This window comes from Mycetocola sp. BIGb0189 (assembly GCF_024810155.1).
In the GTDB taxonomy this organism is placed as follows: domain Bacteria; phylum Actinomycetota; class Actinomycetes; order Actinomycetales; family Microbacteriaceae; genus Mycetocola; species Mycetocola lacteus.
The window spans coordinates 34,986-47,357 of the sequence record NZ_JANUED010000005.1 but is presented as its reverse complement, the minus strand read 5'-3'; the positions used below and the strand labels follow the sequence as shown (position 1 = coordinate 47,357).

Annotated in this window: 11 protein-coding genes; 10 read left to right on the top strand and 1 reads right to left on the bottom strand. The window is 64.9% G+C overall.

The features are described 5' to 3' along the window. The first annotated feature begins 2 nt into the window (after nt 1-2). The 8 genes from M2390_RS09070 to M2390_RS09035 all read left to right on the top strand — a co-directional run bounded on the left by M2390_RS09070 (nt 3) and on the right by M2390_RS09035 (nt 9,503). Nucleotides 3-689: an energy-coupling factor ABC transporter ATP-binding protein gene (locus M2390_RS09070; protein ID WP_259178134.1), complete on the top strand. Its 687-nt coding sequence runs from the start codon at nt 3-5 to the stop codon at nt 687-689. Further along, nucleotides 686-1,285 carry an energy-coupling factor transporter transmembrane protein EcfT gene (locus M2390_RS09065; protein ID WP_259178132.1) on the top strand — a complete coding sequence of 200 codons (600 nt, stop codon included), beginning with the start codon at nt 686-688 and terminating at the stop codon, nt 1,283-1,285. Before M2390_RS09070 ends, M2390_RS09065 begins: the two co-directional genes overlap by 4 nt. A gap of 38 nt (nt 1,286-1,323) precedes the next feature. After that, nucleotides 1,324-2,820: an amidase gene (locus M2390_RS09060; RefSeq protein WP_259178128.1), complete on the top strand. Its 1,497-nt coding sequence runs from the start codon at nt 1,324-1,326 to the stop codon at nt 2,818-2,820. Nucleotides 2,821-3,279: 459 nt separating this feature from the next. After that, complete coding sequence (locus tag M2390_RS09055) at nt 3,280-4,128, top strand: ATP-binding cassette domain-containing protein (RefSeq protein WP_259178127.1); 849 nt, start codon at nt 3,280-3,282, stop codon at nt 4,126-4,128. After that, a complete protein-coding gene (locus M2390_RS09050; protein WP_259178125.1) occupies nt 4,125-6,071 on the top strand; it encodes a YhgE/Pip domain-containing protein in 1,947 nt (648 codons plus the stop codon). Before M2390_RS09055 ends, M2390_RS09050 begins: the two co-directional genes overlap by 4 nt. A 70-nt stretch (nt 6,072-6,141) precedes the next feature. Continuing rightward, nucleotides 6,142-7,542, top strand: a complete 1,401-nt coding sequence (locus tag M2390_RS09045) for a glutamate decarboxylase (protein ID WP_051701924.1) — start codon at nt 6,142-6,144, stop codon at nt 7,540-7,542. A gap of 107 nt (nt 7,543-7,649) precedes the next feature. Continuing rightward, on the top strand, nt 7,650-8,354 hold the full coding sequence (locus M2390_RS09040; protein WP_259178118.1) for a hypothetical protein: 705 nt from the start codon (nt 7,650-7,652) through the stop codon (nt 8,352-8,354). A gap of 66 nt (nt 8,355-8,420) precedes the next feature. Beyond that, nucleotides 8,421-9,503, top strand: a complete 1,083-nt coding sequence (locus tag M2390_RS09035) for a linear amide C-N hydrolase (protein ID WP_259178117.1) — start codon at nt 8,421-8,423, stop codon at nt 9,501-9,503. Nucleotides 9,504-9,555: 52 nt separating this feature from the next. Here M2390_RS09035 and M2390_RS09030 read toward each other — a convergent pair whose 3' ends face one another. Continuing rightward, on the bottom strand, nt 9,556-10,518 hold the full coding sequence (locus M2390_RS09030) for a DMT family transporter (protein ID WP_259178115.1): 963 nt from the start codon (nt 10,516-10,518) through the stop codon (nt 9,556-9,558). Between the two features lie 122 nt (nt 10,519-10,640). Here M2390_RS09030 and M2390_RS09025 point away from each other — a divergent pair, with 122 nt between their 5' ends. Together M2390_RS09025 and M2390_RS09020 are read left to right on the top strand one after the other, a co-directional pair. Further along, a complete protein-coding gene (locus tag M2390_RS09025; RefSeq protein WP_259178113.1) occupies nt 10,641-11,195 on the top strand; it encodes a phosphoribosyltransferase in 555 nt (184 codons plus the stop codon). A 193-nt stretch (nt 11,196-11,388) separates the two neighbouring features. Beyond that, nucleotides 11,389-12,369 carry a hypothetical protein gene (locus M2390_RS09020; protein WP_259178111.1) on the top strand — a complete coding sequence of 327 codons (981 nt, stop codon included), beginning with the start codon at nt 11,389-11,391 and terminating at the stop codon, nt 12,367-12,369. The last annotated feature ends 3 nt before the right edge of the window (nt 12,370-12,372 follow it).

Here is a 12,372-nt window from a genome sequence, read left to right as displayed (position 1 = left end):
CCGTGGCGGGTACCATCACCTTTGACCGGGTCGGCGTGCGCTTTGGCGACTACGATGCGCTGCGGGATGTGACGATCACGCTGACCCAGGCGCGGATCGGCATCATCGGGCTCAACGGCTCGGGCAAGTCAACCTTCGCCCGGATGCTCAATGCGCTGGTACTCCCCGGTGCCGGGGAGGTGCGTGTGCACGGGATCGACCCGAGCGCCGAGGCCGCCAGGGTGCGCCAGATCGCTGGGTTTGTGTTTGCCAACCCGGATGCGCAGATCATCATGCCCACCGTGGCCGAGGACGTGGCCTTCTCGCTGCGCGGCCGCGGGGTACCCAGGGCCGAAATCGCCGCGCGGGTGACCGCAGAGCTTGAGGTATTCGGACTGAGCGCGCTGGCCGACGCACCCGCGCACGAGCTCTCGGGCGGGCAAAAGCAGCTGCTGGCGCTGTGTGCGGTGCTGATCACCCGGCCGGATCTGGTGATCGCCGATGAACCCACCGCGCTGCTGGACGCCCGCAACCGCCGCCTGATCATCGACCACCTGTTCTCCGAGCGGGTACCGCAGCTGGTGCTGGTCACCCACGACCTGGACCTTGCCGCGCGCTGCGACGTGGTGCTGCGCTTCGAGGATGGACGCCTGCTTGAACACGGCGATCCGGCCGAGGTCATCGCCCGCTACCGCGAGGCCTACGCGTGATCTCCCTCTATCGCCCGGGCACCAGCCCGCTGCACCGGATGCCCGCGGGGCGCAAGCTCGCTCTGATCGGGGTGCTGGTCCTGGCCATCTCGATCTATCCACACACGCTGTGGACCCTCGGCATCGCTGCGGCCATCGTGGTTGCCGGATACCTGATCGCCGGGCTGGGATTCTCCGGGCTCTGGCGTCAGGTGCGGATGGTCTGGATGCTGATCGTCTTCACCGGGGTGTTCCAGCTGATCTTTGTGCCCTGGCCGGCGGCGACGATCACCACCACCCGGATCCTGCTGGTGATCCTGTGTGCGGCGCTGATCAGCCTGACCACCCAGACCTCGGCGATGCTCGACGCGATCGAGCGCGGCCTCACCCCGCTGTCACGGATCGGGGTGCGGGCCGATCGGATCGCGCTGCTGCTGGCGCTGACCATCACCGTGATCCCGGTGATCCTGGGCTTTGCCCGCGACATCATCACCGCCCACCGCGCCCGCGGGGTGCGTCCGGGCCCGCGCACGTTTGTGGTGCCGCTGCTGGTCCACACGATGCGCTTCGCCGACGAGCTGGGCGAGGCGCTGGTGGCCCGGGGCCTGCGCTCCTAGCGTGTGCACCAAACTCGAAACCGGAATAGGCTGGGGACATGGCACAGCTGCACGAACTTACCGCCCGTGAACAGAGCTTCCTCCTGCGAACCGGCGCCCTGCGTCCGAGTGAGCTGGTGGAGCACTACCTGGATCGCATCGAGAAGCACGGCGCGTCCATCGGCGCGTTTATCGTGGTGGATGCCGACGGCGCCCGCGAGCGCGCCGCCGCGCTGGAGGCCACCGGGCACCCCCGTTCCACCCCCACTGGCTCGTTTAGCCTGAGCGATCCCGAACACTTCCGGATCGAATCCCCCGGGGAGAACCCCGACCAGGTGCTCTGGGGTCTACCGCTGGCCGATAAGGATCTGGAGGCCCGGGCTGGGCTGCCCACCAGCTACGGCTCGCGGGTATTTGCCGGGGTGGTGTCGGAGCAGAGCGACGAGATCGTCGAGGCCGTGGATGCCGCCGGCGCGATCAGCCTGGGAAAAACCAACACCCCCGAGTTTGGCCAGCACGGCTTCACCGACAACCTGGTGGCCGGGCCCGCCCGTAATCCCTGGGACCGCAGCCTGCATGCCGGTGGTTCCAGCGGGGGAGCGGCCGCCGCGGTGGCCGCGCGGCTGCTGCCCTTTGCTCCGGGATCGGATGGGGGCGGCTCGATCCGCATCCCCGCCGCCGCGACCGGCCTGGTGGGGCTCAAGCCCTCCCGCGGCCGTGTGCCCGGCGGCTCGGGTATCGGCAGCGTGGGTGGGCTGGGCGTGGCTGGCCCGATCGCCCGCACCGTGGGCGATGCGGCTCTGCTGCTTGAGGGCATGATCGGCACCCCGGCCCCCGCCCGCTTTGCGCTGCGCGCCCCCGAGCTGGAGCCCGGTGCGCTGCTGCGCGCCGCCGATACCCCGCACGGCCGATTCCGGATCGGTATCCTGCGCGATTCGCCGTGGGCGGATGAGTATCCGATCGGGCTGGACGAGTCCGGTGAGCTGGCCTTCTCCGAGGGCATCGAGCACCTGCGTGCGCTCGGCCACGTACTCACCGAGATCCCGCTGGAACGCAGCGCCGGATACTCCAACGCCTTCCGCACCCTGTGGCGCAGCTTCCCGGCGGCAGCCCCGCTCCCCGAGGGGGCCGAGGCACTGCTGGAGCCGGTGACCGCGCAGCTGCGCGAGTCGGGCAAGGAGGTGCGCGCAACCGATCTGATCGCCGCCCTGGGCTTCTTTGCCCGCTTCGAACGCGACGTGATCGATCAGTTCTCCGGGTTTGATGCGATCCTCACCCCGGCGCTCGGTCAGAGCCCGCGAGCACTGGACTGGTACAGCCAGACCGATCCCGACCTGAGCTTCGAACAGCAGGTGCTGTACTCGCCCTGGACCTCGTTTGTGAACGCGACCGGGCTGCCCGGCATCGCGCTCCCGGTGAGCCAGGATGCGCAGGGTCTGCCCGCCGCGATCCAGCTGATCGGTCGCCCCGGCGACGAATTAACCCTGCTGAGCCTTGGCGCGCAGCTGGAGAATCGAATTGGCTGGCACGAACGGGTGCCCGCCGACTTCGCCTAACGGTCAAGCCGGCCGTCGGGGAATTTGTCCCCCATGAATGCCCCACGCGCGAGAGCCTTCTCCCGCGTGGGGCGTTTTTGTGTGCCCGAATCCCGGGGTATCCCGCCCCGGGGCGAGTATGGCGCGGGGAAAGCCCGCGGTGACGCCGGATTGTGGCGTCAATATTTTGTCCCCCATGCCCGCGGTGATCGGCGAGGGGACCGAAAGACTCCCGCCCTTTTTTGTCTGCGACCAACAATAAAAAGTGGTTCGGTCCGCGAAAATATCTGAAATTCCTACAAAAAGATAGCTCTATCTTCCCGTCGCGAAACGATGGTACGTTGATCGGACTTTGATGGGGAAACATCCGGAGAATGGATCGTATTCAATGGGGGAACTGGCTCAGGCCGGCGCATTTGTAGCGCGCAATTATGGTCAAAATCGAGGGCATGGGAATCGCCGGTGGCGAGGATGTGCACGATGAGCACACACCCGGCACACGGCGGCCAGCACGAAAACGAGCCGCCCGCGGAAACCGTCGAAACGGCGATCATCGAGGCCCAGGAACGGCAGTCCCAGGACATGCACGAGGCCGCGGAAACCCACGGTCGCCACGGTGCGAGCCCCGACAACCTGCTGACCCTCACCGAGGTCAGCGTGCGCGCCTCCTGGGGGCACATCTTTGGACCGGTGAACTTCTCGGTCAAGCGCGGGGGCACCACCGTCCTGGTCGGCCACGGCGGACGCGGTCGTACCGCGCTCCTGCTGACCCTCGCCGGCCGCATGCGTGCCTCAAGCGGCACCGTGGTCTCCTTCGGGCTGAACAACAACCCCGGTCACCTTTTCAAAAACGCAGCCCTGGGCTGGATCGACGAGGTGGACGAGGTCGTGCAGGCCATCCGGGTTCGCGACATCGTGACCGAGCAGCTGCGCTGGGGCGCCCCCTGGTATCGCTGGGTGCGTGTCGCCCGCGAGGAGGATCTGGAGCGCATGTGTCGCCCGGTCTTTGGCGATCTGGCACTGCCCGGTCTTGACGACATGGTTGAGGAGCTCCCCGAGCTGACCGCCGCGCTGTTCCGCATCGCCGCGGCCAACGTGCGCAAACCCGAGCTGCTCGTGGTGGGCGGGGTGGACAACCTCTCCAGCGACCAGGCTTCGGAAAAGCTTCTGGAACGCCTGATCGCGCTGGGCACCGAACAGACGGTGATCACCGCCGATGTCAACGGCCGCCGCGGTTCGGTGATCGCCGACGACTATGTGGAGGTGCCCAATCTCACCAACCAACAGTTTGTGAGCCTGGCCCTTGAGGAAGTTGAGGAAGCCCGATGATCGCCGCATTCTCCCCGGGGAGCGATTTCAAACGGTACTACCGCGGGACCATGCCCCGGCTGGCCCTGCTGGTCATCCTGATCATGCCGCTGATGTACGGCGCACTCTACCTCTGGGCCTTCTGGAACCCGTTTGGCAACGTGGACAAGGTCCCCGTGGCGATCGTGAACCTGGACACCGGGGCGGATGCCGGCAAACAGCGCATTCACGCCGGTCCGCAGGTCGTCAAGGGGCTGATCGATTCCAAGCAGCTCAACCTGATCGAGGTGAGCGAGGAGGAGGCCAAGACCGGGCTGTCCCACGGTAAGTACGACTTCACGATCACGATCCCCGCCGACTTCTCCACGGCCATCGCCTCGGTGTCGGGGGATAACCCGCGCTCGGCGGATCTGATCTTCACCTACGACGAAACCAACAACTACCTCTCCACCGTGATCGGCCAGGATGCCGCCGAGGAGGTCATCAACCAGGTCAGTGCCCAGGTGGGCAGCCAGGTGTTTGAGGCCGCACTGGACGGTGCCAAGGGAGCGATTCCCAAGCTTATCCAGGCGGCCAACGGGGTGGACACCCTGAACTCTGGGATGCAGCAGGCTAACCAGGGGGCGCAGGAACTCGCGACCAACCTGGTGACCGCGAAAGACGGGAGCGACAAGCTGGCCGGTGCGGTGGACGAGATCGTCACCGGGCTGGACGGCATCATCGGCAAGGCACAGGGCCTGGTCCAGGGCTCGGGCATTTCCGGGGCCGAGGTCCGCTCGGCCGTGCAGCGCATCGACGCGGGGGTGAACACCGCGGCAACGCTGCTCAACGATGCGGCGGCCACGCAGCAGAAGGCCGCCCAGGACCTGGACGCCGTCATCGCCGACCTCCGAGCCAAGGGGGAGGGCGGCCTGGCCGACCAGATCCAGGGTGTGCGCAACTCGATCGCCGCGAACCCGCAGGTCGCCCAGGCGAACACCACCATCGCCGAGGTACGGCGAGACACCAACCTGCTCGCCGGCCAGCTCAACAGCCCGGGCACCCAGTTCAACGTGGTGCTACAGGCCATCGAAAACGACCAGGTTGTCGGCGACCTGAACAAGGCCCGCAGCGGCGCCGACCAGCTGCGCAGCGGTGCCGATCAGCTCCGCACCGGGCTCGGGGAACTCAGCGCCGGGGCGAACACCCTGGCCGAGGGCACCCCCAAGCTGGCCGCCGGAACCGAGCAGCTGGCCGAGGCCGCCAAGACCGGCCTGAGCCTGATTCCCAAGTGGGGGAAGGACCAGGAGCGCAGCGTGATCCAGACGCTGGCCGAACCGGTCAAGCTGGTCGAGAAGACCGAGCACGAGGCCAAAACCTTCGCCTACGGCTTCGCACCCTTCTTCCTCGGACTCGCCCTGTTTGTGGGCAGCATCATCGCCTGGATGCTCTTCACCCCGCTTCAGGCGCGTCCGTTGGCGCAGGGGCTGGGATCCTTCCGCACCGTGCTGGCCTCGTTCATGCCCACCCTCGCGGTGGGTGGTATCCAGGGCACGATCCTGTTCCTGGTGATCTACTTCGGGCTGGGGCTCAAACCGGAGTATCCGATCGGCACGCTGGCGTTCATGTGGTTGATGTCCGCGATGTTCCTGGCGATGATCCAGATGCTCAATGCCCTCTTTGGAGCGGCGGTGGGCCGCGTGGCCACCCTGGCCCTGCTGATGGTGATGCTCACCTCGGCGGGCGGCATCTATCCGGTCCAGACCACCAGTCCGCTGTTCCAGTGGCTGCATCCCTTCGACCCGATGACCTATACCGTGACCGGGCTCAGACAGCTGATCATGGGCGGGATCGACTATCGATTCGGGGTCGCGCTCGCCGTGATCGGGGCACTCACGCTGGTGTTCCTGGCGGTGTCCACCTGGGCTGCGCGTCGCAACCGCCAGTACAACATGGACCGGCTCTACCCACCCATCGAGGTGTAGCGGGTTATCCCGCAGGGTTTTTCTCAGAATTTAGTGTCGCGAGCTTTTCCGTCAATCAGAAAGGACCACCATGTCAGAGCTGTATCGCAATGCCGCCGAACGCGAGGACGAGTCGCAGATCTCGATCAACCCCGTGTTTGCGCGTCCGGGTGAGGCCACGGTGCTGCCCCGCTTTGATCTTCCCGAGAACCAGATGTCCGGCGACACCGCGTATCAGCTGGTCCACGATGAGGCCATGCTGGATGGGAACTCCCGCCTGAACCTGGCGACGTTTGTCTCCACCTGGATGGATGACAACGCGGGCAAGCTCTATGTCGAGGCCGCCGACAAGAACATGATCGACAAGGACGAGTACCCGGCCACCGCGGCCATCGAGGACCGCTGCTGGCGCATTCTCGGGAACCTCTGGCACGTGCCGGACCCGCACAACACCATCGGTACATCAACCATCGGATCCTCCGAGGCCTGCATGCTCGGCGGCCTGGCGCTCAAGCGTCTCTGGCAGGAGCGTCGCCGGGCCGAGGGCAAGTCCACCGAGAAGCCCAACCTGATCCTCTCCGCCGGCGTGCAGGTGGTCTGGGAGAAGTTCTGCAACTACTGGGATGTTGAGGCGCGCTACGTGCCGGTGACCGAGGACCACCTGGTTCTCGACGGCTATGAGCTGGAAAAGTACGTGGACGAAAACACCATCGGTGTGGTCGCGATCCTCGGCCAGACCTACACCGGCCTGTACGAGCCGGTTAAGGAGATCGCCGCCAAGCTCGACGAGATCCAGGCCTCCACCGGCCTCGACGTGCGCATCCACGTGGATGGTGCCTCGGGTGCGATGGTCGCCCCGTTCTGCCAGCCCGACCTGGAGTGGGACTTCACCGTTGAGCGGGTCAACTCGATCAGCACCTCGGGTCACAAGTACGGCCTGGTCTACCCGGGCGTGGGCTGGGTCGTCTGGCGCAACAAGGAGGTGTGCCCGGAGAGCCTGGTGTTCCACGTGAGCTACCTCGGCGGCGACATGCCGACCCTGGCGCTGAACTTCTCCCGCCCCGGTGCCCAGGTCCTGCTGCAGTACTACCAGTTCCTGCGTCTGGGCCGCGAGGGATACCGCGAGGTGCAGCAGAACTCGATCGACGTGGCCACCTACCTGTCCTCGGAGATCGAAAAGCTCGATCCGTTCTCGCTGGTCAGCCGCGGCGACACCATCCCGGTGTTCGCCTGGAAGCTGAACCCGGGTCAGCGCAACTGGGACCTCTACGACTTGGCCGACCGTCTGCGCATGCGCGGCTGGCTGGTGCCCGCCTACCCGATGCCCGATGACCTGTCGGCCCTGGTGGTGCAGCGCATCGTGGTGCGTCTGGGCCTGAGCAAGGACCTCGCCGAGCTGCTGCTGGCCGCGATCAAGGAGGAGGTGGCGTTCCTGGAGAACCTGGACGCACCGATTCCGCGCGAAAAGGCCCGCACCTCGTTCGCTCACTAGGCGAGCCGCCGCACATACCTCGTTCGCTCACTAGCCTTCATCCCGGTCCCGCCCACACCCCAGATCGTGTGGGCGGGACCGGGACTCGCAGAGAGAAAGCGTCACCCATGACCCAGAGCAGCACCCCCTTTCCGCAGGCACAGCCGGCTTCGCTGCCGTTCCTGGTGCCGACCCTGAGCAGGCAGAGCGCCCTGTTCATGATCGGCTCGGCGCTGTTTGTGCTGGGCAGCGCGATGAACATCTGGCACTTTGATAACACGGCGGCGTCGAACCTGGCCTGCTTTATCGGGGCCTGGTTTTTCACCGCTGCGGGGCTGTATCAGCTGGTGCTGAGCGGGGATCCGGTGGTCGCGGTGCCCTATGCTCCGGGCAAGATGTTTCGTGCCGAGTGGTTGGCGGCGGCCACCCAGAGCTTTGGCACGATCATGTTCAACATCAGCACCTCGGCGGCGCTGCGGGCAAAGTCCGTGGACACCGAGAAGCACCTGGTGTGGAACCCCGACGCCGGGGGATCGGTGGCCTTTCTGCTCAGCGCGATCCTGGTCTACACCGCCTACTACCGCACCCGTGGCACGCTGTGGGAGCCGCGGCGCTCGGGATTCTGGGCGGCCCACATCAACATGCTGGGCTGCCTCGCCTTCGCGTTTTCGGCCGCGGGCTCGTTTGTGCTCAACGACGGCAGCGCCAAGGACGCGGGCCTGGCCAACTGGGGCACCTTCATCGGCGCGATCTGCTTCTTTGTCGCCTCGATGATTGTGCTCCCCAAACTCGGCTGGAACCGGCGCACTGCCGAGGTCGATGCCCGTTCTTGACCCCCTTTGTAATCGCTGTACAACCGGCACCCGTGCGGTGCCCCTCTGAAAGGTAAGTGAAACACTATGTGCACAAGAGTTGTTTGGCCCGATGCTAACGGTGCCGTGATCGTGGGCCGCAATATGGATTTCCACCTGGACCTGCTCACCAACCTGTGGAAGCTGCCCCGCGGGATCGAGCGTAACGACGGGGTCAACGGGGATCTGACCTGGACCGCCAAGTACGGCAGCCTGGTCGCCACCGCGTTTGACCTGGTCGCCTGCGACGGTATGAACGAGGAGGGGTTTGCCGGTCACATCCTGTGGCTCGCCGAATCCGACTACGGCACCGCCAGCGAGGGCGACGTCCAGCTGAGCCAGGCCGTCTGGCTGCAGTACTACCTGGACAACTTCAAGACCGTGGCCGAGGCCGTGGAATGGACCGAGAAGACCCAGGTTCGCATCGCCGAACTGCTGGATCCGACCAGCGGCAAGCCGCCCACACTGCACCTGGCGATCAACGACGCCAGCGGCGACTCGGCCATCATCGAGTACACCGACGGGACCCCCACGGTCTATCACAGCCGTGAGTACACGGTGATGACCAATTCGCCCACCTACGATAAGCAGCTGGAGCTGGCGGCGAAGATCGAGGGCCTCGGTGGGGATGCTCCCCTCGGTGGATCGACCCTGGCCACCGACCGCTTCGCCCGTGCCTCCTACTATGTGGGCCGTCAGGAGCAGCCCAAGACCCAGCTCGAGGCCATCGCGGCGATGTTCAGCATCATCCGCAACGCCGCCCAGCCCTTCCGCCAGCCCGACCCGGGCAAGCCCGATGCGTCGCAGACCATCTGGCAGGTGGTGCTCGATCTGACCAACCGTCGCTACGCGTTCGAGTCGACCACCCGTCCCAACATCGTCTGGGTCGACTTTGACAAGCTGAGCTTCGCCGAGGGCACCGAGGAGCTGCGGCTCGACCTGGTCAGCAAGCTGGCCCTGGAGGGTGGCCTGGCCGGGGATGTCAGCCACCACTTCCACCAGGTGGGTCCGCTGACCGATCTGGGCCTGAACCTGGCCACGCGCTTTGTTGAGGTGGCCGCGCAGAAGCAGGACGAGTTCGCCGGACTGCTCAAGGAGGTGCGCCAGCTGGCTGGCGCGGTCAAGAAGTAGTCACACACATGCGGGGCCCCACCGGTTGGTGGGGCCCCGCTGGCGTGTGTGGCTAGCCGCTCTCGGCCTGGCGCTGAGCGCCGCGCTCGATGGTCTCGGTGGTGTGAGGATCCGCCTCCTCGGCGCTTTCGGCGCGGGCGAGGATCACGACCCCCACAAACGCGGCGGCCCCGGCGGCGAGGAATCCGACAAACGAGATCCATGGGGCACCGGCGGCCTCGTGCAGGATCACGATGCCCAGGACCACGGCGACCGCGGGATCCACCACCGTGAGCCCGGCAATCACCACATCCGGCGGATTGCAGGTGTGCGAGTACTGCACAAAGTAGATGGACAGGGCCGAGGCGACGCCGATGCCCAGGATACAGATCAGGGTGAGCACACTGCCCGAGTCAAACACCATCCGGTGTCCGGCAAACATTGTCTCCACCCGCAGGATCACGGTCTTGCCGAGGGTGGCGACAAAGCCCGAGAAGATCCCGCCCAGCACCACATAGAAGATGGGGGCCTTGGTGGTGCCCCGGGTTCCGAAGCGGATGGCCGCGGCGATCGCGAGCACACCGGCCAGGGTCACCAGGATCGCGATGAGCTGGCCATCGCTGATCGGCTTCTGTTTACTCACCAGCGCGGCGATCACGACGTAGGCGATCACCCCGATCAGGGAGATGGCGATGCCCAGTAAGACCCGCCGCGGCAGCGGAGCCCGGCGTACCCGGGCGTTCAGGATTGCCGAGAACACCAGCGCGGTCACGCCGATGGGTTGCACCAGGATCAGCGGGGCAAAGGCCAGACTGCCCATCTGCAGCAGGATCGCGATCCCAAACAGCGCACTGCCGGCCAGCCAGATCGGGGTCTTGAGTAGCAGCAGGAAGGAGGTCTTCGACTCCCCGTTCCGTTCGGCCGCCGCGGAGACCAGATTCACCCCGCGGCTCTGCCAGAGATTCCCCACCGCCAAAACGGCCGCGCTGACCAGTGCCAGCAATACTCCCAATAGCGGCGCAGAACCTACAACCATTGTTTTTTCCCCCGTCGCACATGGATGTCCGCCCCAGCTTTACACGCGATTCCCGTGGAGCCAAGACCCAGTTTGAGGGGGCAGAGTTCGCGCCGTCAGCCCCGACTGGCTACTGTGGAGAAATGACCGAGACCCCCGCCGCCGCATCGGCACCAAAGAACACCGAAGTATCCACCGATCCCGAGCGCGAAGTCCTCAGCTGGGACGGGTTTGGCGACGCGACCCGCGACCTGGCAGCCCAGGTGGTTCAGGACGGTTTTGCCCCGGAGTTTGTGGTGGCCATCGCCCGCGGTGGCCTGCTGCTGGCGGGCTCGATCGCCTATGCGCTGGGGGTCAAGAACTGCGGCTCGATCAACGTGGAGTTCTACACCGACGTGCACCTGACTCTGCCCGAGCCGGTCCTGCTGCCGCCGATGCTCGACGGTCCCGCGCTCGCCGGGAGCCGCGTGCTGTTGGTGGATGACGTATCGGACTCGGGCCGCACCCTCGAGCTCGTGCAGCGCATGCTGCAGGGCGACGGCGCCGATGTTCGCACGGTCACCCTGTACTCCAAGCCGCGCACCATCCTGGAGCCCGACTTCGTGTGGAAGAACACCGATAAGTGGATCACCTTCCCCTGGTCGGCGCTGCCCCCGGTGGACGCAGCCGAGGCGGACCGCCGCTACCCGCAGGCCTAGCGCACCCGAAAACACCGAGCACAGCCCCGCTTCGAGACTCGAAGCGGGGCTGTGCTTTTTGGGTTAGGCGCTGTGGCGGCCGGTCGCGGAAGAGCTTGTGATTGGTAACAAATGCCAGAGTTGGGACCGCTATCGGCGGGTCGTCCCCAACGGGGGATGGCGGCCGAACTAGGCCAAGCGATACCTTCCGAGTATGGCAATCTCTCAGTTGAAATATCTGACCGTATTTACCACATCGACCGCACTCATCATCGGGAACGCCCAATTGTCTCAGGCTCCTGACCGAGTCGTAACGAATCTCGAAGAGTCACCTGCGGCGCTAGTCGAATTAGTGACCGGCTCAAACGACTTGTTTTATATTGAACCGGGCAGTTCTTCAGATGGCGTATATGTGCCCGACCATGCGAACGAATATGCTTCGATCTCGTCAGGTGATTCAGTTATTCGTTTTCAGCAACCAGCAGCAGACGACAGCGTTGTCGAAGTCAGCGAAGAGGGAACTATCTCGTACCTCAGCGAGGATTCTTCCTACGATATGCATCTGCAACCGGTGATTTCCCCAGACCCGTCGTTGCTAAGCGACGGGCTTCGCTCACTCATTGAGATTCACGACTCAAACGCACCGACTGAGTATGTCTATGACGTGGATTCTGATGTGAATTTTACGCTTGAAGCTCAGGCGGACGGATCCGTTCTGGGGATTGAGTCCGGCGAAGTAATGCTTGTCATCCCGGCACCCTGGGCCGTGGACTCGAACGGTGCTGAAGTACCCACGCACTATGAAATTCGTGGAAACAATCTTGTTCAGCACGTTGATTTCACTTCCGACAACGCATTCCCGATTATTGCGGATCCTGTTTGGTTTGTGCCTTTAATTATTGCTGGTGGACGGGTTATCGGGCAGGTTGCAATCAACGCCGCAACTCGAGCTGCGGCAGTCCGCGCGGCAGCAGCAATCGCTGCGCAGACGGTAATTAGGACCGTTGCAGGCCGAATCACGGGGGCCGCGGCCAAGCGATGCTACGCGGCGGCATCAATTACTGGAGCATCGACGTTCCCTGTTCACCTGCAGCAGAAAGGCGATGGATCTTGGCAGGTGCGATTCACTACAATTGGAGCACTGACAACTGTAAGTTCCGCGGTTGCCGGATGCTTGACTGCGAATATTAAGTAGTGG

Excerpts from the sequence above, each read along its gene's own strand:
- M2390_RS09060 (WP_259178128.1), top strand. The coding sequence starts at position 1,324 with ATGGCACAGCTGCACGAACTTACCGCCCGTGAACAGAGCTTCCTCCTG.
- M2390_RS09055 (WP_259178127.1), top strand. The coding sequence starts at position 3,280 with ATGAGCACACACCCGGCACACGGCGGCCAGCACGAAAACGAGCCGCCC.
- M2390_RS09050 (WP_259178125.1), top strand. The coding sequence starts at position 4,125 with ATGATCGCCGCATTCTCCCCGGGGAGCGATTTCAAACGGTACTACCGC.
- M2390_RS09045 (WP_051701924.1), top strand. The coding sequence starts at position 6,142 with ATGTCAGAGCTGTATCGCAATGCCGCCGAACGCGAGGACGAGTCGCAG.
- M2390_RS09040 (WP_259178118.1), top strand. The coding sequence starts at position 7,650 with ATGACCCAGAGCAGCACCCCCTTTCCGCAGGCACAGCCGGCTTCGCTG.
- M2390_RS09035 (WP_259178117.1), top strand. The coding sequence starts at position 8,421 with ATGTGCACAAGAGTTGTTTGGCCCGATGCTAACGGTGCCGTGATCGTG.
- M2390_RS09030 (WP_259178115.1), bottom strand. The coding sequence starts at position 10,518 with ATGGTTGTAGGTTCTGCGCCGCTATTGGGAGTATTGCTGGCACTGGTC.
- M2390_RS09025 (WP_259178113.1), top strand. The coding sequence starts at position 10,641 with ATGACCGAGACCCCCGCCGCCGCATCGGCACCAAAGAACACCGAAGTA.
- M2390_RS09020 (WP_259178111.1), top strand. The coding sequence starts at position 11,389 with ATGGCAATCTCTCAGTTGAAATATCTGACCGTATTTACCACATCGACC.